The 25,738-nt window shown below is 64.4% G+C and carries 21 protein-coding genes and 2 tRNA genes; 14 read left to right on the top strand and 9 right to left on the bottom strand.

Going from position 1 to position 25,738, the window contains the following annotated elements:
* Positions 1 to 154: 154 nt before the first annotated feature.
* The 14 genes from ftsH (at position 155) to pnp (ending at position 14,790) form a co-directional block, all read left to right on the top strand.
* Entirely contained in the window at positions 155 to 2,164 is a 2,010-nt protein-coding gene (gene ftsH / locus HNO52_RS19655) for an ATP-dependent zinc metalloprotease FtsH (RefSeq protein WP_197566846.1), read from the top strand.
* Between the two features lie 87 nt (positions 2,165 to 2,251).
* Positions 2,252 to 3,118, top strand: a complete 867-nt coding sequence (gene folP / locus HNO52_RS19650) for a dihydropteroate synthase (RefSeq protein WP_442907079.1) — start codon at positions 2,252 to 2,254, stop codon at positions 3,116 to 3,118.
* Positions 3,111 to 4,460 carry a phosphoglucosamine mutase gene (glmM, locus tag HNO52_RS19645; protein ID WP_197566845.1) on the top strand — a complete coding sequence of 450 codons (1,350 nt, stop codon included), beginning with the start codon at positions 3,111 to 3,113 and terminating at the stop codon, positions 4,458 to 4,460. The genes folP and glmM overlap by 8 nt, the downstream gene beginning before the upstream one ends.
* A gap of 71 nt (positions 4,461 to 4,531) precedes the next feature.
* Positions 4,532 to 5,281, top strand: a complete 750-nt coding sequence (gene tpiA / locus HNO52_RS19640; RefSeq protein WP_197566844.1) for a triose-phosphate isomerase — start codon at positions 4,532 to 4,534, stop codon at positions 5,279 to 5,281.
* A 4-nt stretch (positions 5,282 to 5,285) separates the two neighbouring features.
* Positions 5,286 to 5,645 (top strand): preprotein translocase subunit SecG, encoded by a 360-nt coding sequence (secG, locus tag HNO52_RS19635; RefSeq protein WP_197566843.1) that lies wholly within the window; start codon positions 5,286 to 5,288, stop codon positions 5,643 to 5,645.
* Positions 5,646 to 5,669: 24 nt separating this feature from the next.
* Positions 5,670 to 5,756 (top strand) — tRNA-Leu (locus HNO52_RS19630).
* 121 nt (positions 5,757 to 5,877) lie between these two features.
* Positions 5,878 to 5,954, top strand: a tRNA-Met gene (locus HNO52_RS19625).
* 212 nt (positions 5,955 to 6,166) lie between these two features.
* On the top strand, positions 6,167 to 6,628 hold the full coding sequence (rimP, locus tag HNO52_RS19620; RefSeq protein ID WP_197566842.1) for a ribosome maturation factor RimP: 462 nt from the start codon (positions 6,167 to 6,169) through the stop codon (positions 6,626 to 6,628).
* Positions 6,629 to 6,681: 53 nt separating this feature from the next.
* Complete coding sequence (gene nusA / locus HNO52_RS19615) at positions 6,682 to 8,175, top strand: transcription termination factor NusA (protein ID WP_197566841.1); 1,494 nt, start codon at positions 6,682 to 6,684, stop codon at positions 8,173 to 8,175.
* Between the two features lie 27 nt (positions 8,176 to 8,202).
* Entirely contained in the window at positions 8,203 to 10,737 is a 2,535-nt protein-coding gene (gene infB / locus HNO52_RS19610) for a translation initiation factor IF-2 (RefSeq protein WP_197566840.1), read from the top strand.
* Positions 10,738 to 10,755: 18 nt separating this feature from the next.
* Positions 10,756 to 11,172, top strand: coding sequence for a 30S ribosome-binding factor RbfA (gene rbfA / locus HNO52_RS19605; protein ID WP_197566839.1), 417 nt, complete (start codon positions 10,756 to 10,758; stop codon positions 11,170 to 11,172).
* Positions 11,172 to 12,089, top strand: a complete 918-nt coding sequence (gene truB / locus HNO52_RS19600) for a tRNA pseudouridine(55) synthase TruB (RefSeq protein ID WP_197566838.1) — start codon at positions 11,172 to 11,174, stop codon at positions 12,087 to 12,089. Before rbfA ends, truB begins: the two co-directional genes overlap by 1 nt.
* A gap of 106 nt (positions 12,090 to 12,195) precedes the next feature.
* Entirely contained in the window at positions 12,196 to 12,465 is a 270-nt protein-coding gene (rpsO, locus tag HNO52_RS19595) for a 30S ribosomal protein S15 (protein WP_167119336.1), read from the top strand.
* A gap of 192 nt (positions 12,466 to 12,657) precedes the next feature.
* Positions 12,658 to 14,790, top strand: coding sequence for a polyribonucleotide nucleotidyltransferase (gene pnp, locus HNO52_RS19590; RefSeq protein WP_197569312.1), 2,133 nt, complete (start codon positions 12,658 to 12,660; stop codon positions 14,788 to 14,790).
* A 197-nt stretch (positions 14,791 to 14,987) separates the two neighbouring features.
* Here pnp and HNO52_RS19585 read toward each other — a convergent pair whose 3' ends face one another.
* The 9 genes from HNO52_RS19585 to HNO52_RS19545 form a co-directional block, all read right to left on the bottom strand.
* Entirely contained in the window at positions 14,988 to 16,163 is a 1,176-nt protein-coding gene (locus HNO52_RS19585; RefSeq protein WP_197566837.1) for an acetyl-CoA C-acetyltransferase, read from the bottom strand.
* A 120-nt stretch (positions 16,164 to 16,283) separates the two neighbouring features.
* Positions 16,284 to 16,664, bottom strand: coding sequence for an aspartate 1-decarboxylase (gene panD / locus HNO52_RS19580; protein ID WP_197566836.1), 381 nt, complete (start codon positions 16,662 to 16,664; stop codon positions 16,284 to 16,286).
* A gap of 33 nt (positions 16,665 to 16,697) precedes the next feature.
* A complete protein-coding gene (gene panC, locus HNO52_RS19575) occupies positions 16,698 to 17,546 on the bottom strand; it encodes a pantoate--beta-alanine ligase (protein ID WP_197566835.1) in 849 nt (282 codons plus the stop codon).
* 30 nt (positions 17,547 to 17,576) lie between these two features.
* Positions 17,577 to 18,368: a 3-methyl-2-oxobutanoate hydroxymethyltransferase gene (gene panB / locus HNO52_RS19570; RefSeq protein WP_197566834.1), complete on the bottom strand. Its 792-nt coding sequence runs from the start codon at positions 18,366 to 18,368 to the stop codon at positions 17,577 to 17,579.
* A gap of 111 nt (positions 18,369 to 18,479) precedes the next feature.
* Complete coding sequence (gene folK / locus HNO52_RS19565) at positions 18,480 to 18,983, bottom strand: 2-amino-4-hydroxy-6-hydroxymethyldihydropteridine diphosphokinase (RefSeq protein ID WP_197566833.1); 504 nt, start codon at positions 18,981 to 18,983, stop codon at positions 18,480 to 18,482.
* Positions 18,980 to 20,380, bottom strand: a complete 1,401-nt coding sequence (gene pcnB, locus HNO52_RS19560; protein ID WP_197566832.1) for a polynucleotide adenylyltransferase PcnB — start codon at positions 20,378 to 20,380, stop codon at positions 18,980 to 18,982. The genes folK and pcnB overlap by 4 nt, the downstream gene beginning before the upstream one ends.
* 858 nt (positions 20,381 to 21,238) lie before the next feature.
* Positions 21,239 to 22,633 carry a sigma-54-dependent transcriptional regulator gene (locus HNO52_RS19555; RefSeq protein ID WP_197566831.1) on the bottom strand — a complete coding sequence of 465 codons (1,395 nt, stop codon included), beginning with the start codon at positions 22,631 to 22,633 and terminating at the stop codon, positions 21,239 to 21,241.
* The gene (locus HNO52_RS19550; protein ID WP_197566830.1) at positions 22,611 to 25,568 is read right to left on the bottom strand and encodes an ATP-binding protein; all 2,958 of its coding nucleotides are present in this window, start codon (positions 25,566 to 25,568) and stop codon (positions 22,611 to 22,613) included. Before HNO52_RS19550 ends, HNO52_RS19555 begins: the two co-directional genes overlap by 23 nt.
* Complete coding sequence (locus HNO52_RS19545) at positions 25,558 to 25,734, bottom strand: hypothetical protein (RefSeq protein ID WP_167119311.1); 177 nt, start codon at positions 25,732 to 25,734, stop codon at positions 25,558 to 25,560. The genes HNO52_RS19550 and HNO52_RS19545 overlap by 11 nt, the downstream gene beginning before the upstream one ends.
* Positions 25,735 to 25,738: the final 4 nt, after the last annotated feature.

Here is a 25,738-nt window from a genome sequence, read left to right as displayed (position 1 = left end):
CCGGACAGGGCGGCCCAACTGTGTCACAGTGTGGGTCAGGAAGGCCGGGCGGTCGGCGGAACATGCCATGCCCGCCTGTGGTCATACTGTGGTCCGTTGTGGACTAGAGTGCCAGGTGTTACGGCCGAGAGATGCTTGCAATGAGGGTATACCCTTGAACGATATGGCGAAGAACTTGATTCTGTGGTTGGTCATCGCGGCGGTGCTGCTGACGGTGTTCAACAATTTTACCGTCGATAGCACGCCGCAGACGATGAACTACTCGCAGTTCGTCGAGCAGGTGCAGAACCAGCAGATCCGCAGCGTGACCATCGATGGTTACACCATCAACGGCGAGCGCGCCGACGGATCGCAGTTCCAGACCATTCGGCCGTCGGCGGAAGACCCCAAGTTGATGGATGACCTGCTCTCCAACAACGTCACGGTGGTGGGCAAGGAGCCGCAGCAGCAGAGCCTGTGGACGCGACTGCTGATTGCCAGCTTCCCGATCCTGCTGATCCTGGCCATCTTCATGTTCTTCATGCGTCAGATGCAGGGGGGCGCCGGCGGCAAGGGCGGGCCGATGAGCTTCGGCAAGTCCAAGGCCAAGCTGCTCTCCCAGGACCAGATCAAGACCACCTTCGCCGATGTCGCCGGCTGCGACGAGGCCAAGGAGGAGGTCGAGGAGCTGGTCGACTTCCTGCGTGACCCTTCCAAGTTCCAGCGCCTGGGCGGCACCATCCCGCGCGGCGTGCTGATGGTGGGTCCGCCGGGTACGGGCAAGACGCTGCTGGCGAAATCCATCGCCGGTGAGGCCAAGGTACCGTTCTTCTCGATTTCCGGTTCCGACTTCGTCGAGATGTTCGTCGGTGTGGGCGCCTCCCGCGTGCGCGACATGTTCGAGCAGGCCAAGAAGCAGGCGCCCTGCATCATCTTCATCGACGAGATCGATGCCGTGGGTCGTTCACGCGGCGCCGGCATGGGTGGCGGCAACGACGAGCGCGAGCAGACCCTCAACCAGCTGCTGGTGGAGATGGACGGCTTCGAGGCCAACGAAGGCATCATCGTCATCGCCGCTACCAACCGCCCCGATGTGCTCGACCCCGCGCTGCTGCGCCCCGGTCGCTTCGATCGTCAGGTGGTGGTACCGCTGCCCGACATTCGCGGCCGCGAGCACATCCTCAACGTTCACCTGCGCAAGGTGCCGCTGGCCGATGACGTCAAGCCGTCGCTGATCGCCCGCGGCACTCCGGGCTTCTCCGGTGCCGACCTGGCCAACCTGGTCAACGAGGCTGCCCTGTTCGCCGCGCGCCGCAACAAGCGCCTGGTGGGCATGGAGGAACTCGACCTGGCCAAGGACAAGATCATGATGGGCGCCGAGCGCCGCTCCATGGTCATGACCGACAAAGAGAAGCTCAATACCGCCTACCACGAGTCGGGGCACGCCATCATCGGCCTGGTGATGCCGGAGCACGACCCGGTCTACAAGGTCACCATCATTCCGCGCGGCCGGGCGCTGGGCGTGACCATGTTCCTGCCCGAGCAGGACCGCTACAGCCTGTCGCGCCAACAGATCATCAGTCAGATCTGTTCGCTGTTCGGCGGTCGTATCGCCGAGGAGATGACGCTGGGGCCGAATGGCGTCACTACCGGGGCTTCCAACGACATCAAGCGTGCCACCGAGCTGGCCCACAACATGGTCGCCAAGTGGGGCCTGTCCGAGGAGATGGGGCCGATCATGTACGACGAGGACGAGTCGCACCAGTTCCTCGGCGGCCCGGGCCAGAGCGGCGGCAAGCTGAAATCCGGTGAGACCACCTCGCGGCTCGACAAGGAAGTGCGCAAGATCATCGACGAGTGCTACGCCAAGGCGCAGCAGATCCTCGAGGAGAACCGCGACAAGCTCGATGCCATGGCAGAAGCGTTGATGCAGTACGAAACCATCGATGCCGACCAGCTCCGCGACATCATGGAGGGCCGCAAGCCGCGTCCGCCCAAGGATTGGGAAGACGGCGACTCCGGTAGCGGTGCCCCCATCACCGGCGAGGCCGAGCCCAAGCGCGATGAGGAGCCCGCCCAGGAGCCGACCGACAGCGGCGGCGATGGCGATCACGGTGACGAGGACGAAGACGAGGAGCCTCGCCGCCGCCCCTCCGACCCGCTGGGTGGTCCAGCCGGGTCGTGACGCCCCAATGTGAAGCCAGGCGCCCCTACCGGGGCGCCTTTGCCATGGGGGCGCCCGAGCCCAGGCCTGCGTCACAGGATCGATGACATGACAGACAATCCCGCACCGACTTGGCTGCCGTGTGGACGGCACCGCCTCGACCTTTCCTACCCCAGGGTCATGGGCATACTCAACGTGACTCCCGACTCCTTTTCCGACGGCGGCCGCCATGTGGCCATCGACGATGCGCTGCGCCATGCCGAAGGCATGCTGGCCGAGGGGGCGGCGATCATCGACGTGGGCGGCGAATCGACGCGTCCGGGAGCTCAGGCGATCACGGCGCAGCAGGAGCTGGACCGAGTGGCGCCGGTGGTCGAGCGGCTGGTCTGCGAACTCGATGCGCTGGTGTCGGTGGATACCAGCTCCCCCGAAGTGATGCGCCAGACCGCGGCGCTGGGCGCCGGCATGATCAACGACGTACGCTCCCTGCAGCGTGAGGGGGCGATGGAGGCGGCGCTGGGCAGTGGCCTGCCGGTATGCCTGATGCATATGCAGGGCGAGCCGCAGGACATGCAGCAGGCGCCCCGTTATGATGCTCCCATTGAAGACGCGGTGCTGAGCTTCCTCGAGGCGCGCGTGGCGGCCTGCGAGACAGCGGGGCTGCGTCGCGAGCGCCTGCTGATCGATCCCGGCTTTGGCTTCGGCAAGACGGTCGAGCACAACCTGCGCCTGCTCAATCGCATGGATCGCATGACCCGCTTTGATCTGCCGCTGCTGGTGGGCCTGTCGCGCAAGAGCTTGATCGGCAAGGTGTTGGGTCGGCCGGTGGAGGAGCGCCTGCCCGGCGGCCTGGCACTGGCGTCGCTGGCGGTCGAGCGGGGCGCCCGTATCCTTCGTGTCCATGATGTTGGCCCGACCATGGACGCCGTGAACATGACCTGGGCCGTGCTAAGGGAAGGCTGCGAGAATGACTAGAAAATACTTCGGTACGGATGGCATACGCGGAACGGTCGGCGAGTACCCCATCACGCCGGACTTCATGCTCAAGCTGGGCTGGGCCATGGGGCGGGTGCTGGCGCGCGATTCCGGCCGCGCCAGGGTACTGATCGGCAAGGACACGCGCATCTCGGGCTACATGTTCGAGTCGGCGCTCGAGGCGGGGCTGTCGGCGGCCGGCGTCGACGTGGCGCTGCTCGGCCCGATGCCGACGCCCGGCATTGCCTACCTGACGCGGACCTTCCGTGCCGATGCCGGCATCGTCATCTCGGCTTCGCACAATCCCTTTGCCGACAACGGCATCAAATTCTTCTCCAGCGAGGGGACCAAGCTCGCCGATGCGATCGAAGAGCGCATCGAAGCGATGCTCGACGAGCCGTTGACCACGGTGGCGGCGGGCAGGCTGGGCAAGGCGATGCGTATCGACGATGCCGCCGGTCGCTACATCGAATTCTGCAAGTCGACCATTCCCAATCGCGTCAGCCTGCACGGGCTGCGCATGGTGCTCGACTGCGCCCACGGCGCCACTTACCACATCGCCCCCAGCGTGTTTCGCGAGCTCGGCGCCGAAGTCAGCCTGGTCGGGGCCACCCCCGACGGCCTCAACATCAATCGCGACGTGGGCTCCACCTCGCCGGCTACCCTGCGCGCCGCGGTGATTCAGCAGAGCGCCGACCTGGGCATCGCCTTCGACGGTGACGGCGACCGGGTACTGATGGTCGATGCCGACGGGCGCGAAATCGATGGCGACGACATCCTCTACCTGATCGCCCGCGATCGACATGAGCGCGGTCAGCTGGTCGGTGGCGTGGTCGGTACCCTGATGACCAACTTCGGTCTGGCCATGGCGCTCGAGGGCATGGGCATACCCTTCGAGCGCGTCAAGGTGGGTGACCGCTATGTGGTGGAGCGCCTGCTGGATAAGGGCTGGCAGCTCGGTGGCGAATCCTCCGGCCACATCGTATGCGCCGATGTGCAGAGCACCGGTGACGGCATCGTCTCGGCGCTGCAGGTACTGGCGCTCATGGTCAGCGAAGGCAAGCCGCTACAGACGTTGCTTGCCGGGCTGGAAAAGGTACCTCAGGTGCTGGTCAATGTGCGCCTGACGCCGGGCAGCGATGCCAAGGCGCTGATGGCGAGCCCGGCCGTTCAAGAGGCGGTGGCCGGCGTTGAGGCGGAGCTGGGCGACGAGGGGCGCGTGCTGTTGCGTCCTTCCGGTACCGAGCCGCTGATCCGCGTGATGGTCGAAGGGCGGGCACACCTCGATGTCGAAGGGTTGGCGAGCCGCCTGGCCACCCAGGTCGAGGGCGAGTTGGGTTGACTTCGCTGTGACGGTTGTCTTGGCCTGGCGCCTCCTATACCATTTCGCTCCACTTTGAAAGAGGACGCAGCATGCGAACGCCGCTGATCGCCGGGAACTGGAAGATGAACGGTTCGGCCGAGCTGGTCGAAGAGTTCGGTCGCGCCTTCGCCGGAACGACGCTCCCGGCGCCGCTGGACATGGTCATTCTGCCGCCTTTTCCCTACCTGGACGCGGCGCGGCGCGCCTTCGACGGCACCTCGCTGCGGCTGGGGGCTCAGACGCTGAATCCGCTCCACTCCGGTGCCCGCACCGGCGAGGTGAGCGGGCGTATGCTCAAGGAGTTCGGCGTCGAGTTTGCCCTGGCGGGTCACTCCGAGCGGCGCCAGCTCTACCGCGAGGACGACGCGGCCGTGCATGATCGGCTGCTGGCGGCACTGAACGCCGACATTACGCCGATCCTCTGCGTAGGCGAGACCCTCGAGGAGCGTGATGCCGGCAGGACCATGGAGGTCGTGCTGCGTCAGGTGGGCTATGTGATGGCCCGTCTGGAGCCAGATCAGCGCAAACGCGTGATCATTGCCTATGAGCCGGTCTGGGCCATCGGTACCGGCCGCACCGCCACGCCCAAGCAGGCGCAGGAGGTCATGGCCGCCATCCGTGAGTACCAGGCCGGCTTCGATCGTGAACTCGCGGCAGGCCTGCGCCTGCTGTACGGCGGCAGCATGAACGCCGGCAACGCGGCTGAGCTGTTGGCCCAGCCCGACATCGACGGCGGCCTGGTGGGCGGCGCTTCGCTCAAGGCCGACGATTTCCTAGCCATTTGCCAGTCAGCAGGTTGAACCCATGCAAGTTGCCATTCTCATGATCCATGTGGCGATCGCCATCGCCCTGGTCGTACTCATCCTGCTACAGCAGGGCAAGGGTGCCGAAGCCGGCGCCGCCTTCGGTGGCGGTGCTTCCCAGACCGTGTTCGGTTCGCGCGGCAGCGGCAGCTTCCTTTCACGCACCACGGCGGTGCTGGCGGCAGCGTTCTTCGCCACCTCATTGACCCTGGCCTATTTCGGCAGCCAGAGCGGTAGGGCTCCCGAGGCGGGCATCCCCGACTCGCGATTGATCGAGCAGCAGCGCGGGCTGCCAACCCTTGACGACGAAGCCAGTGATGTGGATAATACCGCGCCAGTGCTGGAGGAAAGCGACGGCTGAGTCGCATCTCCGGCAGTCAAGCAAGCCGAAGTGGTGGAATTGGTAGACACGCTATCTTGAGGGGGTAGTGACCTTATGGTCGTGCGGGTTCAAGTCCCGCCTTCGGCACCATCTGAAACGCTGCGGTCCGAGTGGGTCGCGAGTCGTCAGAAGCAGGATTGGCACCAGGAAGAATGTAGGCACCGGCTTGACTTAGGCCAGTATCGCGCCTACAATCGCCGACCTGGAATGTTGCGGGGTGGAGCAGTCTGGTAGCTCGTCGGGCTCATAACCCGAAGGTCATCGGTTCAAATCCGGTCCCCGCTACCATCTTCCGGCAAGCGTCCGAACGGGATGCAGGATGCCGAAAGTGGTACTACAGGTTTCTTGTGAAAGGCCCCTTCCTGCGAAGGGGCTTTTTGTTAGCAGCATACTGTCGGTCCCGGCCGGCAGTGCTTGTTCGGGCAACGCCAATCAGCCACCTAGCTTTCCTGTTCACTCCCGGCCAGGTGCCTGATGCAACGGCTGTAGGAGCTTTCTCTGTGGCACTCAAGGACGCTGCGCTGTACGCGCTGATCGAGCCGGTGGTCACCGCCATGGGTTTCGAGCTCTGGGGCATCGATTATCGCCCCCAGGGCAAGCACTCCCGCCTTGTGATCTACATTGATCATGCCGACGGTGTGAGCGTGGATCACTGCGCCGATATCAGTCGCCAGGTCAGTGCCGTGCTCGATGTGGAGGATCCCATTCCGGGGGAGTATCGCCTGGAGGTGTCGTCGCCGGGCATGGACCGTCCGCTCTTCACTCTCGACCAGTTCGCGCGCTTCGCCGGACATCAGGTGGCGCTGAAGCTGCGCGCGCCGTTCGATGGGCGACGCAAGTTTCAGGGGCTGCTGACCGGCATCGAGGAGGACGAGGTGCTGCTGCAGCTGGATGAAGAAGAGTACTGCTTTCCGATCGAAAGCATCGATCAGGCGCGGGTGGTTCCCCGGTTCGAAGACTGAGGTCGCTGGCCAAGGCTGGTGCACAAGAACAGGTTTTCTGGCGAGGCATAGGCATGAGTAAAGAAATACTGACGGTCGTGGATGCGATCTCCAACGAGAAGGGCGTGCCACGTAATGTGATCTTCGAGGCCGTCGAAGCGGCGCTGGCCAGCGCGTCACGCAAGCGCTTCGAGGGCCGCGAAGTCAGCGTGCGGGTGCATATCGATCGTCAAACGGGCGACTACGAGACCTTCCGCCGCTGGCAAGTGGTGGAAGATGACGAATTCGAGAATCCTGACGCCGAGATCAAGCAGTCGTTCGCCGAGCGCCGCGACCCGCCTCTCACACTGGGCGACGTGGTCGAGGAACAGATCGAGAACGCTGCCTTCGGACGCATCGCGGCCCAGACCGCCAAACAGGTCATCGTGCAGAAGGTGCGCGAGGCCGAGCGCGCCGAGGTCGTGCGGCAATATGCCGAGCGCGAAGGCGAGCTGGTGGCCGGTATCGTCAAGAAGACCACCCGCGACGGCCTGATCATCGATCTGGGCGACAACGCCGAGGCGTTCCTGCCGCGCAGCGAGATGATCCCCGGCGAGCGCTACCGCATGAATGACCGGGTGCGTGCGCTGCTGGTCAAGGTCGACGCCGAGGCGCGCGGTGCGCAACTGATCCTCTCGCGCACCTGCCCCGAGCTGATCATCGAGCTATTCAAGATCGAAGTGCCGGAAATCGCCGAACAGCTCATCGAGATCAAAGGGGCGGCGCGCGATCCCGGCTCCCGGGCCAAGATCGCGGTGAAGACCAACGATCGGCGTATCGATCCAGTCGGTGCCTGCGTGGGCATGCGCGGTTCCCGTGTGCAGGCGGTATCGAGCGAGCTGCAGAACGAGCGGGTCGACATCATCCTGTGGGACGACAATCCCGCGCAGCTGGTGATCAATGCCATGGCGCCGGCGGATGTCGGCTCGATCCTGGTCGACGAGGATGCGCATGCCATGGACGTGGCGGTGGCCGAGGACAATCTTGCCCAGGCTATCGGCCGCAGCGGTCAGAACGTGCGTCTGGCCTCCGAGCTCACCGGCTGGCGCATCAACGTCATGACCGAGGGCGAGGCGGAAGACAAGCGCGAGCAGGAGATCGACAGCCTGGTCGAGCACTTCATTCAGCACCTGGAGATCGAGGACGACCTCGCCCGGCTGCTGGTGGAAGAGGGCTTCACTACGCTGGAGGAGATCGCCTACGTGCCCCTCGAGGAGATTCTCGAGATCGAGGAGCTCGACGAAGAACTGGTGGAAGAGTTGCGCGCTCGGGCCAAGGATGAACTGCTGACGCTTGCCATTGCCTCTGAGGAGGAATTGGACGGCGCACAGCCGGCCGATGACCTGCTGGAGATGGACGGTATGGAGCGTCACCTGGCCTTCATTCTGGCGAGCCGGGGCATCGTTACCATGGAGGACCTCGCCGAGCAGTCCGTCGACGATCTGATGGACATCGAAGGCATGGACGAGGAGCGCGCTGCAGCACTGATCATGACTGCCCGTGCGCCCTGGTTCGCGAACGAACAGTAAACGGGTCACGGGCTGAGGAGGGTCGAGATGTCGGAAATGACCGTTAAGGATTTTGCAGCGAAGGTGGGCCGCGATGTGCCCCGCCTGCTGGAACAGATGAAAGAAGCCGGGCTCGAACACCAGTCCGAAAGCGATGCCGTATCCGAGGAGGATAAGCGCAAGCTGCTCGACTACCTGACCAAGAGTCATGGCGGCAGCAGTACTGGTGCCGGCGCGCGCAACCGCATCACGTTGACGCGCAAGACCCGCAGCCGGATCAAGACCGGCGAGCGCGGCAAGACCATCGAGGTGCAGGTGCGCAAGAAGCGTACCTACGTCAAGCGCGCCGAAGAGGAAGAAGCGCCGACGCCGGAGCCGGTGGAAGAGAGTGGGCCGCGTCAGTTGGTAGGCGACATGGCCGATTCACAGGCCAAGCGTGAGGCCGAGGAGGCCCAGGAAGCCGAGCAGGCCAAGACGCGCGCCGCCGATCAGGCCGCTCGCGAGGAAGCCGCCAAGGCCGAGGCGCCGAAAGCCGCCGCCGAGCCCCAGATGCCGGTTCCCGAGCTGGAAGCGACCACAGAGCCGACCGGCGAACCCGAGCCGCCCGCTCCGCCCAAGGAGGGTCGTACCGACCGTCGCACCGCGCCGCCCAAGAAGGCTTCGGCCAAGAAGGGACGTCACGACCGCGACGAGGACGATCGTGGCGATCGCGAGGAGCGTCGTCGTGGCGGTGGCAAGAAGGTCAAGCGCGCCGAGCGTCGCGGTGGACGCCGCGGGAGCAGCCAGGGTGGTGGCGGCAAGCACGGCTTCCAGAAGCCGACGCAGCCGATCGTGCGCGAAGTCTCGATTCCCGAATCGATCAGCATCGCCGAGCTGGCCGACAAGATGTCGATCAAGGCGAACGAGGTCATCAAGACCATGTTCACCATGGGCGCGGCGGTGACCATCAACCAGACCATCGATCAGGACACCGCGGCGATCGTCGTCGAGGAGATGGGCCACAAGCCCAAGCTGATCAAGGATGATGCCCTCGAGACCGAAATGCTCGAAGGCATCTCCTACGAAGGCGAGGAAATCACCCGCTCGCCGGTGGTCACGGTGATGGGTCACGTCGACCACGGCAAGACCTCGCTGCTCGACTATATTCGCAAGGCCAAGGTGGCCACCGGCGAGGCTGGCGGCATCACCCAGCACATCGGTGCCTACCACGTCGAGGACGAGCACGGCGGCGTGACCTTCCTCGACACCCCCGGCCACGCGGCGTTTACCGCCATGCGTGCCCGCGGTGCCAAGGCCACCGACGTGGTCATCCTGGTGGTGGCGGCCGATGACGGGGTCATGCCGCAGACCATCGAGGCGATCGAGCACTCCAAGGCGGCCGACGTGCCCATGGTGGTGGCGGTCAACAAGATCGACAAGTCGGGAGCCGACCCGGACCGGGTCAAGAACGAGCTGTCGCAGCATGGTGTCATCTCCGAGGAGTGGGGTGGCGACACTCAGTTCGTCCACGTCTCGGCCAAGAGCGGTGAAGGCATCGAGGAGTTGCTGGAAGCGATCCAGCTGGTTTCCGAGGTGCTCGAACTCAAGGCGGTACCGGAAGCGCCCGGCAAGGGCGTGGTGGTCGAGTCGCGCCTCGACAAGGGCCGCGGCCCGGTGGCCACCGTACTGGTGCAGAACGGCACCCTGAGGCGGGGCGACATCGTGCTGGCCGGTTTGCATTACGGCCGCGTACGTGCGCTGACCAACGAACTCGGCCAGCAGGTCGAAGAGGTGGGTCCCGCCATGCCGGTCGAGATCCAGGGTCTCGACGGCACGCCGGACGCCGGTGACGACTTCATGGTCGTGGCCGACGAGAAGAAGGCTCGCGAGGTCGCCAACTTCCGTCAGGGCAAGTACCGCGAGGTGCGCCTGGCACGCCAGCAGAAGGCCAAGCTGGAGAACATGTTCAGCCAGATGGGCCAGGACGAGGTGGCCAAGGTCAACATCGTGCTCAAGGCCGACGTGCAGGGTTCGCTGGAAGCGATCAAGGGCGCCCTGGAAGAGCTCTCCACCGAAGAAGTGCAGGTGGCCGTAGTCTCCTCCGGCGTGGGTGGCATCACCGGTACCGACGCCAACCTGGCGCTGGCCTCCGAAGCCATCGTGGTCGGCTTCAACGTGCGTGCCGACGCCGCTGCCCGCGAGATCATCGAGCGCGAGGGGCTGGACCTGCGCTACTACAGCGTCATCTACCAGCTGATCGACGAGGTCAAGCAGGCGATGAGCGGCATGCTGGCACCGGAGTGGAAGGAGGAGATCGTCGGCGTGGCCGAGGTCCGCGACGTCTTCCGCGCACCCAAGATCGGCGCCGTGGCCGGCTGCATGGTGGTCGAGGGAACCGTCTTCCGTAACAAGAAGATCCGCGTGCTGCGCGACAACGTGGTCATCTACGAAGGCGAGCTCGAGTCGCTGCGTCGCTTCAAGGACGATGTTCAGGAAGTGCGCAACGGCATGGAGTGCGGCATCGGCGTCAAGAACTACAACGACGTCCAGGTCGGCGACAAGATCGAAGTCTTCGACCAGGTCAAGGTCGAGCGGACGCTGTAATCGCAGCGGGAGTAGAGCATGCGCGAGTTCAAGCGTACCGACCGGGTCGGCGACCAGCTGCAGAAGGAGCTGGCCGTGCTGATCCAGCGCGAGGTCAAGGACCCGCGCCTGGGCATGGTCACCGTCAGCGGGGTCACGGTCAGCCGTGACCTCGGCTATGCCGACGTCTACGTGACCCTGCTGGGCGAGGACAGCCCCGAGCGCATCAAGGAGAACCTCAAGGTTCTCAAGCAGGCGGCGGGGTTCCTGCGCAGTCAGATCGCCCGGCGCATCAAGCTGCGTCACGTGCCGGAGCTGCGCTTTCACTACGACGAGAGCGTGGTGCGCGGTCAACGGCTCTCCTCGCTGATCGACGAGGCGGTCGAAAGTGACCGTACTCGGCATCCTGGCGAGGCAGGCGAGCCGGATGGCAGCGACGAGGGAGAGCGCGGCTGATGGCGCGTCGCCGCCGTGGGCTGCCGGTCAACGGCGTGCTGCTGCTCGACAAGCCCAAGGGCGCCTCGAGCAATCATGCCCTGCAGCGCGCCCGGCGCCTGCTGCAGGCGCAGAAGGCAGGCCATACCGGCACGCTGGATCCCATGGCGACCGGGCTGTTGCCGGTCTGTCTGGGCGAGGCTACCAAGTTCTCGGCCCACCTGCTCGAAGCTGACAAGGTTTACCGTACCCGAGTACAGCTCGGTGCGGTGACCGACACCGGCGACGCCGAGGGCGAAGTGGTCGAGTGCTGCGAGGTGCCGCCACTGTCGGTCGAGGACATCGAGCGGGTGCTGGAGCGTTTTCGCGGCGAGATCGATCAGACGCCGCCAATGTATTCGGCGCTCAAGCATCAGGGGCGCAAGCTCTACGAACTGGCCCGTGAGGGCAAGAGCGTCGAGCGTGCAGTACGTCGTGTGACAGTGTATGATGCCCGGCTGCTTGCCTTCGAAGGTGAGGTTTTCGAGCTTGAGGTTCGAGTCAGCAAGGGTACCTATATTCGTACCCTGGCCGAGGATATCGGCCGTGCACTCGGCTGCGGGGCGCACATCACCGCCCTGCGTCGGCTCGCCACCGGGCCCTTCGGCAGCGAAGGCATGCTGGCGCTGGAAACTCTCGAGTCGTTGCCGGGTCAGAGCGAACGCGAGGCGACGCTGCTGCCGGTCGACGTGCTGGTGGCTCACCTGCCGCGGCTCGATGTGGATGAAGCGGCAAGACAGCGGCTCATGCACGGGCAGTCGGCCAACGTCGACGGCGCGGGTGCGAGGGTGGGTGAAACGGCAAGACTCTACTGCGACGAGGCCTTCCTGGGACTCGGCGTGGTAACCGGGCCACAGGAAGTGGCGCCGAGACGGCTGCTCAACACGGCGGCCGGTTGAGGAAGCGCGACGACTCGCCGCTTCCTGAGGGAGAGACGCCCGAGACTGCAAATATGCGTGGTCTCACACATTCACGTTTCAGGCATATTGCTTACTGGAGAAACAGATGGCACTTACCGCTGAACAGAAGGCCGAGATCGTCAAGGAATACAGCCGTGGCGATAACGACACCGGTTCCCCCGAAGTTCAGGTGGCCTTGCTGAGCGCCAATATCGACGGCCTGCAGGATCACTTCAAGACCAACAAGCAGGATCACCACTCGCGTCGTGGCTTGATCCGCATGGTCAACCAGCGCCGCAAGCTGCTCGACTACCTGAAGCGCAAGGATCTGGCGCGCTATCAGTCACTGATTCAGCGCCTCGGCCTGCGTCGCTAAGAGAAAGGCATTTCGCGACGCGAATGCCACCTTTTCTTGGTCATTGAACGGGTAGCCCCTCGGGCTACCCGTTTTGCGTTTGTCAGGGCGAAAACGGCCGTATAGGTGGCTCTCACGCGCGTCAACACCTAAAATGGTCGCCGAGTCAAAAACGACCCATACATGAGTAGAGACAAGTTGAAGGAAGTCGCCGTGAATCCGGTCAAGAAAACGTTTCAGTACGGTCGCAGCACCGTCACCCTGGAAACCGGGCGCATCGCCCGCCAGGCCACCGCTGCCGTCTTGGTTACCATGGACGACACCGTAGTGCTGTGCACCGTGGTGGCCAAGAAAGATATCAAGCCAGGCCAGGACTTCTTCCCCCTGGCGGTGTTCTATCAGGAGAAGACCTACGCCGTGGGCAAGATCCCCGGTGGCTTCTTCAAGCGCGAGGGGCGTCCCACCGAGAAGGAGACCCTCACCTCGCGGCTGATCGACCGCCCGATTCGCCCGCTGTTTCCCAAGGGCTTCATGAACGAGGTGCAGGTCATTTGTACGGTGCTCTCCACCGATCGCAACCATGACCCCGACATCGCCGCCATGCTCGGCACCTCCGCGGCACTGTCGATTTCAGGCGTGCCGTTCAAGGGCCCCATCGCTGCCGCCCGTGTCGGCTTCAACGAAGACAAGGGCTACTTCCTCAATCCCACCGTGGAAGAGCTCACCGGCTCCGAGCTGGACATGGTCGTTGCCGGCACCGAGAAGGCCGTGCTTATGGTCGAGTCCGAGGCGGATGAGCTGCTCGAGGACGAAATGTTGGGTGCTGTGCTCTTCGGCCACCAGGAGATGCAGGTGGCCATCACGGCCATCAACGAACTCGTCGCCGAAGCCGGCAAGCCCAAGTGGGACTGGCAGCCCCCCGCCGAGAATACCGCGCTCAAGCAGGCCGTCGCCTCGGCCTTCGAGGCCAAGGTCGGCGAAGCCTACCGCATTACCGACAAGATGGCCCGTCAGGACGCCCTCGCCGCGCTCAAGGAACAGGCGGTGGAGCAACTGGCCGGTGAAGAAGAAGGCCAGTTCGACGCCGACGAGGTCAAGGGCGCCTTCGCTGGCCTCGAGAAGAAGGTGGTACGCTCGCGAGTGGTCAAGGGTGAACCGCGCATCGACGGTCGCGACCAGAAGACCGTACGGCCTCTGGCCATCGAGGTGGGCAGCCTGCCCAAGACACACGGTTCGGCGATCTTCACCCGTGGCGAGACCCAGGCGATCGTCATCGCCACCCTGGGTACCCTGCGCGACGCTCAGCTGATCGAATCGCTGGAGGGCGAGCGCAAGGACCGCTTCCTGCTGCATTACAACTTCCCGCCCTACAGCGTAGGCGAGGCCGGCTTCATGGGCGGCCCCAAGCGTCGTGAGATCGGCCACGGGCGCTTGGCGCGTCGCGGTGTGCAGGCCATGCTGCCCGACGAGGCGGATTTCCCCTACACCATCCGCGTAGTCTCCGAAATCACCGAGTCCAATGGTTCCAGCTCCATGGCTTCGGTGTGCGGTGCTTCACTGGCGTTGATGGACGCTGGCGTGCCGATGAAGGCGCCGGTGGCGGGCATCGCCATGGGCTTGGTGAAGGACGAGGACGGTTTCGCCGTACTCACCGATATTCTCGGTGACGAAGACCATCTGGGCGACATGGACTTCAAGGTGGCCGGTTCGGCCGCCGGCGTCACCGCTCTGCAGATGGACATCAAGATCGAGGGTATCAATGAGGAGATCATGGAGATCGCCTTGCAGCAGGCTCATGATGCTCGTCTGCACATTCTCGAGCAGATGAACACGGTGATCGGTCAGAGCCGCTCCGAGGTCTCCGAGAACGCGCCCTCCATGGCTACCATCAAGATCGATCCGGAGAAGATTCGCGACGTCATCGGCAAGGGCGGCGCCACCATTCGCAAGATCTGCGAGGATACCGGCGCTTCCATCGACCTGGACGACGATGGCACGGTGCGTATCTACGCCGAGGACAAGGCGGCGGCCAAGAAGGCTATCGACATCGTGCTGTCGATCACCGCCGAGGCCGAGATCGGCAAGCTCTACCGCGGCAAGGTAGTGCGAATCGCCGACTTCGGTGCCTTCGTCAACATCATGCCGGGCACCGACGGCTTGGTGCACATCTCGCAGATCGTGCCCGAGCGGGTCAACGACGTGCGCGATTTCCTCAACGAGGGTGACGAGGTGGTGGTCAAGGTGCTCGACATCGACAACCGCAACCGCGTGAAGCTCACCATCAAGGAGATCACGCCGGAAGAGAAGGCCGCCTTCGAATCCGAGCAGGCCGAGACCGCGCTGTAAGCGCCACTCGACGCCAAAAAACGAACCGCCCCCATGGCCTGGCCATGAGGGCGGTTTTTTTACGCGCCGCGGCTGATCCGGGAACAGGCCCGAAGTGTCGGACCATCGAGGGGGCGCTGTAAAGCCTTCCCTGGGCGCTACCGACGCCATCCCTGGCGTAGGACCCCCTCTACGGTCTGTTCCCGGCGCCGCTCTGCTTATCGCTCGATGGCTAGGGCAACGCCTTGCCCACCGCCGATACACAGTGTGGCCAGGCCCTTCTTGGCGTCGCGGGCGATCATCTCGTGCAGCAGCGAGACCAGCACGCGGCAGCCGGAGGCACCGATGGGGTGGCCAAGGGCAATGGCGCCGCCGTTGACGTTGACCTTGGAGACATCCCAGCCGAGTTCCTTGTTGACCGACAACGCCTGGGCGGCGAAAGCTTCGTTCGCTTCGACCAGATCGAGGTCGTCGAGGCTCCATCCGGCCTTCTCCAGGCAACGGCGTGTAGCCGGTGCCGGGCCGATGCCCATGATGGCGGGATCGACGCCGGCATTCGAATAGGCGGCAATACGTGCCAGCGGCTCGAGGCCGAGCTCGCGGGCCTTGTCGGCGGAACAGATCATCACCACGGCGGCGCCGTCGTTGAGCGAGGAGGCGTTGCCGGCGGTGACGGTACCATCCTTCTTGAAGGCGGGCTTCATGGTGCCGAGTTTGTCGGCGGTCACTTCCCGCGGGTTCTCATCGGTATCGAAGACCACCGGATCGCCCTTGCGCTGGGGGATCTCCACGGGGACGATCTGGCCCTTGAAGCGTCCTTCGCGGATGGCCGCGGAGGCCTTTTGCTGAGAGGCGGCGGCGAACTCGTCCATCGCCTCTCTAGAGATGCCATACTTCTCGGCGAGGTTCTCCGCGGTGATGCCCATGTGGTAATCGTTGAAAGCATCCCACAGGCCGTCGTGAACCATGGTGTCGATGGCTTTCCAGTCACCCATGCGCTGTCCGTTGCGCGAGTTGGGCAGTACGTGGGGTGAAGCGGACATATTCTCCTGGCCGCCGGCGAGGATCAGCTCGGCGTCGCCGCAGCGGATCGCCTGGGTCGCCAGGTGCAGTGCCTTGAGGCCGGAGCCGCACACCTTGTTGATGGTCATGGCGGGGACCGCCGCGGGCAGGCCAGCCTTGATGGCGGCCTGACGCGCCGGGTTCTGGCCCACGCCGGCAGTGAGCACCTGACCGAGCAACACCTCATCGACCTGGTCGGGGGCCACGCCGGTGGAGGCCAGGATGTCCTTGATCACCAGCGCACCGAGGTCGCTGGCGGGGATGCCGGCGAGCGACCCCCCGAAAGCGCCGATGGCGGTACGACGAGCGGCTACGATCACCACATCTTGCATTTGGAATTCTCCTGAGTCGTTCAGACGCTGAGGGGACCAGCATAGGCGACTATTGTGCGCTGCGGCAATGCCTCATGCGGAGATGGCCCCAGACGCGCCGCCAGCCGCTTTGCCGGGCCGTCAGGCGAGCTGGACGGGAATGGCATTGCTGGTATGGCTGACGACGTTGCCTTCCTGCAGGTAGACGAGACTCGGCTGGTGCTTCTCCAACTCGGCCTCGCTGTAGTGAGCATAGCTGCAAATGATCACACGGTCGCCGGGGCCGGCCAGGTGCGCGGCGGCGCCGTTGATCGAGATGACCTGCGAACCCTCTTCGGCGCGAATGGCATAGGTGGTGAAACGCTGGCCGTTCTCGACATTGTATATCTGGATCTGCTCGTTCTCGCGGATGCCGGACATGTCCAGCAGTTCGCCGTCGATGGCGCAGGAGCCTTCGTAGTTGAGCACGGCATGAGTGACACGGGCCATGTGCAGCTTGGCCTTGAGCATGACGGTGAACATGCGGGCTTTTTCCTCCGAGGTACGGACGCCGCTTCAGCGCGGCAGGGTCAGGGTCAGGTTGTCGATCAGGCGAGTCGTGCCCAGGCGGGCGGCGGTGAGCAGCACGGCCTCGCGAGTGTCGGACGCTATCGGCCCCAGGTCGGCGGCGCGCAGTTCCAGATAATCGGTCTCGAAACCGGCCTCGCGCAGCCGAGCCAGGCCGGCCTCGAGGGTCGTTTCGACGGGCTTGCCGGCCTCGAGAGCCTCGCGCAGTGCGGCCAGGGTGCGCTGCAGTTCGGGGGCAGCGGCTCGCGCGGTGGCGTCGAGATAGCCGTTGCGCGACGAAAGCGCCAAGCCATCCTCGGCCCTCACGATGGGCACGCCGACGATCTCGATGGGAAAATGCAGGTCCTCGACCAGCTTGCGGATCACGGCCAGCTGCTGATAGTCCTTTTCGCCGAAGCAGGCGACATCGGGCTGCACCAGATTGAACAAAATGCTGACCACGGTGGAGACGCCATCGAAATGCCCGGGCCGCGAGCCGCCACAGAGCCCCTCGCTGACGGCAGGGACGCAGACACGGGTCTGGTCGCCGAGGCCGCGCGGGTAGAGGATGGCGACGCCAGGCGTGAACAGCAGGTCGCAACCGGAGGCTTCCAGCTTCGCCTGGTCGTCGGCCAGGGTGCGCGGATAAGCGTCGAGATCCTCACCCGCCCCGAACTGCAGCGGGTTGACGAATATGGTGGCCACGACCACATCGGCATGCTGGCGGGCGGCTTCCACCAGTGCCAGATGGCCCGCATGGAGATTGCCCATAGTCGGCACCAGCCCGATGCGCTGTCCACGGCGACGATATTCGCCGAGGGTTTCACGCAGCGCAGGAATGTCTCGCAGGGTACGCATCAGCGGGCCTCCTGAAGGGGATGAAAGGAACTAGAAACTGTGTTCCTCGGCCGGGAAGCGACGCGCCTTGACGTCCTCGTGGTAGCGGCGAAACGCACCGGCGATGTCGTCGGCCTCGGTCATGAAGTTCTTGACGAAGCGTGGCGTGCGGCCGTGAGTGACGCCGAGTACGTCGTGCATGACGAGGATCTGGCCATCCGTGTCAGGGCCGGCACCGATGCCGATCACGGGCACGTCGAGGGCCTCGGTGATGATCTTGCCCAGGCTTGCCGGCACACACTCGAGCAGGATGACCGAAGCGCCCGCCTCGACCAGCGTACGGGCATCGGCGAGGATCTGGTCGGCGCGCTCGGCGTCGCGGCCCTGTACCTTGTAGCCGCCGAGCTGGTAGACGGTCTGGGGCGTGAGGCCGAGATGGGCGCAGACGGGCACGCCGCGGCGCGTCATTTCGCGGATGCCGTCGGCCATCCAGGCTTCGCCCTCGACCTTGACGATCTCGGCGCCGGCGCGCATCAGTGCGGCGGCGTCATTCAGCATGCGTTCGCTGGTGGCGTTGCTCATGAAGGGAAGGTCGGCCATCAGCAGGCTCGCCCCCTTGGCAGCTGCCACGCAGCGGGTGTGATAACAGATGTCCTCGAGGGTCACCGGCAGCGTACTGGCGTGGCCCTGCAGTACCATGCCCAGCGAATCGCCAACCAGCATGACCTCGATGCCCGCTTCGGCGACGGTGCGCGCGAAGGAGGCATCGTAGGCGGTCAGGCAGCTGAAGGTTTCACCTGCGCGCTTGTAGCCCTGCAGTGTGCTTAGCGTGACGGATTTCATGGCGTGCTCCCATTGTGTCTCGGGCGACCGGCTGAAGCTTCTGGCGCCAATGCTGCGCGTGATTGTTACCAGAATACGACAGTCGTGTCGACTGGTAACACCCCCGCCCGCTCAGTTCGCGTCGTCAGGTAACACTTCGACCTCGCCAGCGGTGGCGAGCGTTCCCGTCAGTTCCGCAATGTGCCGCCCGTCGGGGAGTTGCAATCGCGGCGCCAGCTCGGCGAGGGGCAACAGCACGAAGGCGCGCGACGTCATCTCGCGGTGCGGCACCTGCAGGCGTACCAGCTTCAAGGTCTCGTTTCCGTACAGTAGCAGGTCGAGGTCGAGGGTGCGGGGCCCCCAGTGGCGCTGGCGAATCCGGTGATGACGCTGTTCCAGGGCCTGCAATTGATCGAGCAGGGCCAGCGGAGAGAGGCGAGTACGCAGATGAGCGACGGCATTGATGAAGTTCGGCTGGTCCTGGGGGCCGACCGGGCGGCTGGCATACAGCCGCGATGTGGCAATACGCTCGGACAAAGGCAGGGTGCCGAGTTCATCGAGCGCTCGGCGGACCTGAGCGACCGGGTCGTCGAGGTTGCTGCCGAGCCCGACATACACGTCGACGGGCGGTGTCATGAGGGGCCGGAGGAACTCCGCCGCCGACGTTTGCGCGGACGCCGGCGGCGTGAATTATTGCCCCCGGGGCCGGCATCGGCACCGGCCTTTTCCAGCAGGCGCCGTTGCTCGTGCTCGTCACCCTCCTGATAGGCCGTCCACCAATCGCCGAGACCGGGTTCGATCTCCCCGGCGGCCTCGCGCAGCAGCAAGAAGTCATAGGCAGCACGAAAGCGCGGATGCTCCCGGGTCTGCAGGGCGCGCTTGCCGCGTCGCTGGGGCAGGCGCTGCTGCAGATCCCAGATATCGCGCATCGGCATGCTGAAACGCTTGGGAATCGAGATATGCTTCAGCTGGCGCGACAGGACTTGCTGCGAGGCCAGCTGCAGTGCCGGTATGGGTGGCATGTCCTCGGCTTCCAGCGCGGCCTGGCGGAGCTGTACGGGACCCCACAGCAGGGCGGCGAAGAGAAACGCCGGTGTCACCGGTTTCTCTTCGCGTATACGCCGGTCGGTGCTGGCCAAGGCGTGTTCGATCAGCGGCTCGGCCCAGGGCAGCTCGGCCATGGCCTCGTCGGTCTCGGGAAAGAGCATGGCGAACAGGCTGTAATGGCGCAGCAGGTGGAAGGTCTCCACGCCATGGCCGGCCATGAACAGCTTGAGCATTTCGTCGAACAGCCGGGCGGGCGGGATCTGCAGCAGCAGCGGCGCCAGCTCAGTGATCGGTGCTTCCGAGTCCGGTGCGATATGGAAATCGAGCTTGGCCGCGAAGCGCACCGCACGCAGCATGCGTACCGGATCCTCGCGGTAGCGAACGGCAGGGTCGCCGATAAGACGCAGGGTGCGCGATTCAATGTCGCGCATGCCGTCGGCGAAATCGTGAATGGAGAAATCCGCAATGCTGTAGTAGATCGCATTGACGGTGAAGTCGCGGCGAATGGCATCTTCCTGGATGTTTCCCCAGACATTGTCGCGTAGCAGCAGGCCATGCTCGGATTGCTGGGCGATATGATCGCCATGATCGTCACCGTGAGTCCCGCGGAAGGTCGTGACCTCGATCACTTCTCGGCCGAAGCGCACATGCACGATGCGAAAGCGCCGGCCGATGATGCGGGAGTTGCGAAACAGTTCCCGTACCTGTTCGGGCGTGGCATTGGTCGCGACGTCGAAGTCCTTGGGCATCTTGCCGAGCAGGGAGTCGCGAATGCAGCCGCCCACCAGGTAAGCCTCGAAGCCGGCATTGTGCAGGCGATAGAGTACCTTCAGTGCCGCCTCACTGAAATGCTGGCGCGAAATGGGATGTTGATCGCGGGGAACGATTCGAGGGCCTGCCTGCCCCCCGGAAGCGTCTTGGGGGCCAAAGAGTGTCCTGAGATGCGTGCCAGGGCTCTGCAGAAAGCGGGTAAATCCTTTGAACATGCGGCGATTTCGACTCGCAGTGTGCGAAAGTTGTAGAGTGTAGCCGACCGCCGACACCTTGCAAAGCGGCGGAGGGATTCACCGTAAGGACGTGGCAGGAGAATACAAAGCAAAAGAGGAGGCCGCTGGGCCTCCTCTGACAAGCAAAACGGTGCTGCGTCCTTGCGGCTGTTTCTTCTTCGTGATGGCGCATCGCCTTGAATACGCACCACAGTCACCAAGAATCACAGGCAAACAATGTTGTTGTGATTGTTGACGTTCCTGGTTGCGACCGCCTCGTATTCAAAACAATAATCCAACCACGACGGCACAGGAGATATGCCTGCCTTCGGCTTGTTGATGTTGTTGCCGAAGGTGCGCTTTTGCGGCCGTTGTTCTTGTTGTAGGCCGGGGTTGGCGCGTCGCGTCCTGATGGATCCGGTGCTTCGCTCAAATCTTGTTGTTGTTGGGCGAATAAAGCGAAGGGCGGCTCTCTCCGGGGCGTCTTGTCGTTGTTGCCCCTGGCCGCATCCTCTTCACAGCCTGCCATTGTTGTTATTGGCGCAGGCCCTGCCTTCCCTGATGCCTTGTTATTGTTGTTGGCTCGGGGGCAGCCGGATGTTGTTTTTCTTGCCCTGAATGTTGCACGGCACATGCCAAGGTGGTTTTTAGTCTATTAATAACAGTGGCTTGTGCCACTAGCCCTAGAGTGCTCTCAACCAGCATGCCTGGTGTGTTACCCCTGCTGCGCCATGTCGGGGCAAATTCTGGGTGGGAAGGTAACACCTGGTGCAAATAGGCCCGGCCGGGCACAAAAAAGCGCCTTCGACGAACCGGTCGAGGCGCTTGGACGTTAGTCGTAGAAGAGCATTTTTCTCGTCAGGCGTTACTGCGCCGGGCTTGCTTCTTGCGCGGTATGCCCAGGCGCTGGCGGCGCTCCCATAGGCATTTTCGGCTGATTCCCAGTTTCTGGGCGAGCTCCGTTTCGCTCATGTGATCCTGATGTTCCAGTACGAAGTGCTGGAAGTAGTCCTCCAGGGAAAGATCCTCTTCGACGTTGCCTTCCTCATCCAACGCTTGGTCGGTGGCTATCGGCCTGGGCTCGACGATGCTGCGTGAATGAGGTGTCGAATTCGGGTGCAGCCCCAGATCGTCGGGATGGATCAAGTGGCCTTCGGCCAGGATCACGCCGCGCTCAAGGGCATTCTCGAGTTCGCGTACGTTGCCGGGCCAGGGATAGTCGCGAATCTCGCGACGTGCCGCCCGAGACAGGCGCAGCCCTTCACGCTGGTGCCGCCCACAGGCCTTCTCCAGCAGCACATCGGTGATCAGCAGGATGTCATCCTCGCGCTCGCGCAGTGGCGGCAAATCGATCTGCATCACGTTGAGCCGGTAGTAGAGATCGAGGCGGAATTCGCCGGTCTTGGACAAGGCCCGCAGGTCGCGGTGGGTCGCGGCGATCAGGCGCACGTCGACATGGCGTGTCTCCACCGAGCCGATGCGGCGGATCTCTCCCTCCTGCAGCACGCGCAGCAGGCGCGCCTGGGCGTCGAGTGGCAATTCGCCTATCTCGTCGAGGAACAGCGTGCCGCCGTCGGCAGCTTCGACCAGGCCGGTGCGGGCGGCACTGGCCCCGGTGAAGGCGCCCTTCTCGTGGCCGAACAGCTCCGACTCGATCAGGGTCTCGGGGATGGCGGCACAGTTGACGCAGATCAGCGGCGCGTGGGTGCGCTGGCTCTGCTGGTGGATGGCCCGTGCCACCAGCTCCTTGCCGGTGCCCGATTCACCCTGGATCAGCACGGTGACGTCGGCCGGAGCGGTCTTGCGGATGCGCGTGTAGACCGACTGCATGGCCGGACACTCGCCGATCATGGGCTGGCGCGAGCCGCCGGCATCGGTGACGTCGGGCGGCTGGGCGCGATGCGACGATTGCTGGTGGAGCACACGGGCCACGGTCTCCAGCAGTTCGTCGTGGTCGAAGGGTTTGGCCACATAGTCCACCGCACCCTGCTTCAGCGACTCCACCGCAGAGCGCATGCTGGCGTAGCTGGTCATGATCAACACGGGCACTGGCGCGGCCTGCTCGATCAGATCGGTGCCGGGCTCTCCGGGCAGGCGCAGGTCACTGATCACCAGATCGAAGCCGCGCGGCTCCAGGGCCAGCGCTTCATCCACGCTGCCGGCCTCGCTGACCTGATAGTCGTGGCGCTCCAGCAGCCTGCGTAGCGCAGTGCGGATGATGGCTTCGTCTTCAACGATCAGAATCCGGCTCATCGGTATGTTCACCATCCTCTCGTTCGGTGGGCAGCCACAGGCAGATGCGAGTGCCCCGCTCCCGCCCAGGGGGCGGTGATTCGATCTCGATCCTGCCGTGGTGCTCGGCAATGATACTGTAGACCAGCGGCAGGCCGAGCCCCGTGCCTTCTCCCGGCGGCTTGGTGGTGGTAAAGGGTTCGAACAAATGCTCGCGAACCCGATCGTCCAGCCCATGCCCCTCGTCGGTAACGGTGACCTTCAGCATGCCGCCCTCCGGTTCGGCGTCGATCACCACTTCGCCTTCCGGTTCGCTGGCGTCACGCGCATTGCTCAGCAGATTGATCATGACTTGCTGCAACCGCTGGGTGTCGCCGAGTACCACGAATTCGGCGGGGCAGAGATTACGGTAACGGACATCCTCTCCTGAGCGCGCCAGGCGGATCAAGTGCAGCGCCTCGTCGGCGATGGCGGCAATGGAGACCGGGGCCAGGGTGGTGTCCTTGACGTGGCGGCCGCCATGGGCGAAACCGACCAGCGAACTGACGATGCGCGAGATTCGGTCGGTCAGCTGCTGTATCTGCTGGGCAGTCTCCAGGACTTCGGGATCGTCGGTGTCATAGCGCAGGTTCTGTGCCAGCGACGAGATACCGGTCACCGGGTTGCCGATCTCGTGGGCCACGCCAGCGGCAAGCTGGCCGATCGAGGCCAGCCGGGCGGCATGCACCAGTTCGTCCTCGAGCCACTTCATCTCGCTGTGATCCTCGATCAGGATCACGGTGCCGCCGCGCACGTCTTCGTCGGCCTGCAGCTCGGCACGGTGAAAGGTCAGGTAGCGCACGCTGCCATTGAGCTCGACCGGCTGCTTGTAAAGATAGTCGTTGGGCTCGACCAGGGCACGGCCCATCAGTTCGGCCCAGGGGGCGGGCAGCCCGTCGCGGCGAGCGCCCACGACGCCGGCTCCGTCGATGCCGGAGAGCGCTGCCAGGGCATCGTTCCACATCAGCAGTTCGTCGTCGACGCCGAAAGCGCACAGCCCCACCGGCAGCCGGGCAAGTATGCGGCGATGGTAGCGGCGCAGGCCGTCGAGTTCACGCGCCAGTCCTGTGAGCCGCGAACGATAGGCTTCCAGCCGGCTCTCGACGAAGTGGATGTCATCGGTGGGCTCCTGACCGCTGCGCCGGTAGGGCAGGTAGCGGTCGACGATATCCTGGGCCACCGAGGGTCCCATCAGACCGGAGAGGTTGGCCTGGATACGGTCGCGTAGCCGCCGCAAGGCGTAGGGGCGACCGTCCAATGGCGACATGCCGAGATCGGTGAGCGCACGTTCCACTTCGCGCTGGGCAACATCTTCGCCCAGCGCCTGTGCCAGTGGTTGCTTGAACTCTTCGCCGGAGGTGGCGAGCAGTGGCAGCCGCTTGGGGCGGATCACGGCGTCCACCGAGCATGCCTCGGCGGCGGCACGTTCGCCCTCGGAGGTGGGCGTGGCCAGCGAAACGACAATGAAGACGAGGATGTTGAGCGCCAGCGAGACCAGGGTGACCACGTACCAGTTGGGCTCGCCGACGAGCAGTTCCATTCCCGGCGGGATCAGTAGCAAGCTGGGCAGGCCGGTGAGCAGCGGCAACCACAGTCCGGCGAGCCAGACCAGTACGCCCACGACCAGCCCCGAAACCATGCCCTTGCGGTTGGCGCCCGGCCAGTAGAGCAGCGCCAGCAGCCCCGGCAGGCACTGGGCCATGCCGACGAAAGCCGCCAGCCCCAGGGTGGTCAGGTCGTGGTGGACACCCACCGTGCGATAGAACAGCCAGCCGCCGAGAATTACCGTGGCCATCAGCGCCCGTCGCAGCCAGCGCAGCCAGCGGTAGAGGTTGGGCTGGGCCTCGGGTGGGTGGGCGACCAACAGCAGATGGTTGAGAATCATGCCCGACAGCGCCATGGCGATGATCACCAGGGTGCCGCTGGTGGCTGCCAGGCCGGCAAGGAAAGCCAGTGCCTGGACCCAGAACGAATCGGACAGGCCGAAGGCCAGGTAGGCGGCGCTTAGCACCTCATGGCTACCCAGCCGTTGGCCTGCCCACAGCAACAGCGGCACCGGGATCGCCATCAGCAGCAGGAACAGCGGCAGCGACCAACTCGCCTGCAGCAGGGTGTGGCGCGACAGGGTCTCGGCAAAGGTGATATGGAAAATGTGCGGCATCAACAGGGCCGTCGCGAAGAACAGCAACAGCAGCGTGCGCCAGTGGGTGGCGTCCGGCTGCACCACGCTGGCTTGATAGGCCTGTCCGGGACCATCCAGCCAGGTCTGCAGGTCGGCAGGACCATCGAAAACGACGAACAGGGCGAAGGCGCCCAGTGCCAGCATGGCAACGAGCTTAACCACCGATGTCAGCGCAATCACGGCCAGCAGGGTGTCGTGCCGAGCCGGGCCATTGCCATGCCGCGTACCGAAGATCATGGCGAACAGCGCAATCAAGGTGCACAAGGCCAAGGCCAGAAGGGCAGGCGAGGCGGCACCGGTCATCAGATGGATGGCGTCGCCCAGGGTCTGGACCTGCAATGCCAGCAACGGTAACACCGCCAGCAGGCTGATCACGGTGATCAGCGTGCCGACCCAGCGCGAGCGGAAGCGAAAGGCGAACAGGTCGGCCAGCGAGGCGAGCTGGTGGGTTCGAGCCATGCGCTGGATCGGTACCAGCAGCACCGGGGCCAGCAGGAAGGCCCCCGCCGCGCCCAGGTAGTAGGCGAGGTAGCCATAGCCTGAGCTGGCCGCCAGCTCAAGGCTGCCGTAGACCGCCCAGGCGCTGGCATAGACGCCGAGCGCAAGGGTGTATACGGCGGGATGTCGTGTCACCCGGCGGCTGAGCCAACCCCGTTCCACCGCCAGGGCACAGAGGAACATCAGCAGCAGGTAGCCGCTGCCCAGGGCGAAGACGCTGGCGAGGCTAGCGTTCATCAAGTTTCCTCTTCTGCTCCAGCCACAGCGTCAGGGCAATCAGCACCCCCCAGATGACGAAGGGGCGATACCAGGCCACGCCGGGGCTCGACCAGCCGCTCATCAGCAGCGGCGACAGCAAGTAACCGCCGAAGACCAGGAACAGCATGATGCGATAGACGTACATGGTC

Origin of the sequence: Halomonas sp. MCCC 1A13316 (assembly GCF_014931605.1) — a bacterium.
GTDB lineage: Bacteria > Pseudomonadota > Gammaproteobacteria > Pseudomonadales > Halomonadaceae > Halomonas.
The sequence above is the reverse complement of the archived record's forward strand: the minus strand, read 5'-3'. Positions and strand labels throughout refer to the sequence as shown.

What these genes read in the sequence shown, in the direction of transcription:
- folP (WP_442907079.1), top strand. Translation starts at nt 2,252, where the DNA reads ATGACAGACAATCCCGCACCGACTTGGCTGCCGTGTGGACGGCACCGC.
- glmM (WP_197566845.1), top strand. Translation starts at nt 3,111, where the DNA reads ATGACTAGAAAATACTTCGGTACGGATGGCATACGCGGAACGGTCGGC.
- tpiA (WP_197566844.1), top strand. Translation starts at nt 4,532, where the DNA reads ATGCGAACGCCGCTGATCGCCGGGAACTGGAAGATGAACGGTTCGGCC.
- secG (WP_197566843.1), top strand. Translation starts at nt 5,286, where the DNA reads ATGCAAGTTGCCATTCTCATGATCCATGTGGCGATCGCCATCGCCCTG.
- nusA (WP_197566841.1), top strand. Translation starts at nt 6,682, where the DNA reads ATGAGTAAAGAAATACTGACGGTCGTGGATGCGATCTCCAACGAGAAG.
- infB (WP_197566840.1), top strand. Translation starts at nt 8,203, where the DNA reads ATGTCGGAAATGACCGTTAAGGATTTTGCAGCGAAGGTGGGCCGCGAT.
- rbfA (WP_197566839.1), top strand. Translation starts at nt 10,756, where the DNA reads ATGCGCGAGTTCAAGCGTACCGACCGGGTCGGCGACCAGCTGCAGAAG.
- truB (WP_197566838.1), top strand. Translation starts at nt 11,172, where the DNA reads ATGGCGCGTCGCCGCCGTGGGCTGCCGGTCAACGGCGTGCTGCTGCTC.
- rpsO (WP_167119336.1), top strand. Translation starts at nt 12,196, where the DNA reads ATGGCACTTACCGCTGAACAGAAGGCCGAGATCGTCAAGGAATACAGC.
- HNO52_RS19585 (WP_197566837.1), bottom strand. Translation starts at nt 16,163, where the DNA reads ATGCAAGATGTGGTGATCGTAGCCGCTCGTCGTACCGCCATCGGCGCT.
- panD (WP_197566836.1), bottom strand. Translation starts at nt 16,664, where the DNA reads ATGTTCACCGTCATGCTCAAGGCCAAGCTGCACATGGCCCGTGTCACT.
- panC (WP_197566835.1), bottom strand. Translation starts at nt 17,546, where the DNA reads ATGCGTACCCTGCGAGACATTCCTGCGCTGCGTGAAACCCTCGGCGAA.
- panB (WP_197566834.1), bottom strand. Translation starts at nt 18,368, where the DNA reads ATGAAATCCGTCACGCTAAGCACACTGCAGGGCTACAAGCGCGCAGGT.
- folK (WP_197566833.1), bottom strand. Translation starts at nt 18,983, where the DNA reads ATGACACCGCCCGTCGACGTGTATGTCGGGCTCGGCAGCAACCTCGAC.
- pcnB (WP_197566832.1), bottom strand. Translation starts at nt 20,380, where the DNA reads ATGTTCAAAGGATTTACCCGCTTTCTGCAGAGCCCTGGCACGCATCTC.
- HNO52_RS19555 (WP_197566831.1), bottom strand. Translation starts at nt 22,633, where the DNA reads ATGAGCCGGATTCTGATCGTTGAAGACGAAGCCATCATCCGCACTGCG.
- HNO52_RS19550 (WP_197566830.1), bottom strand. Translation starts at nt 25,568, where the DNA reads ATGAACGCTAGCCTCGCCAGCGTCTTCGCCCTGGGCAGCGGCTACCTG.
- HNO52_RS19545 (WP_167119311.1), bottom strand. Translation starts at nt 25,734, where the DNA reads ATGTACGTCTATCGCATCATGCTGTTCCTGGTCTTCGGCGGTTACTTG.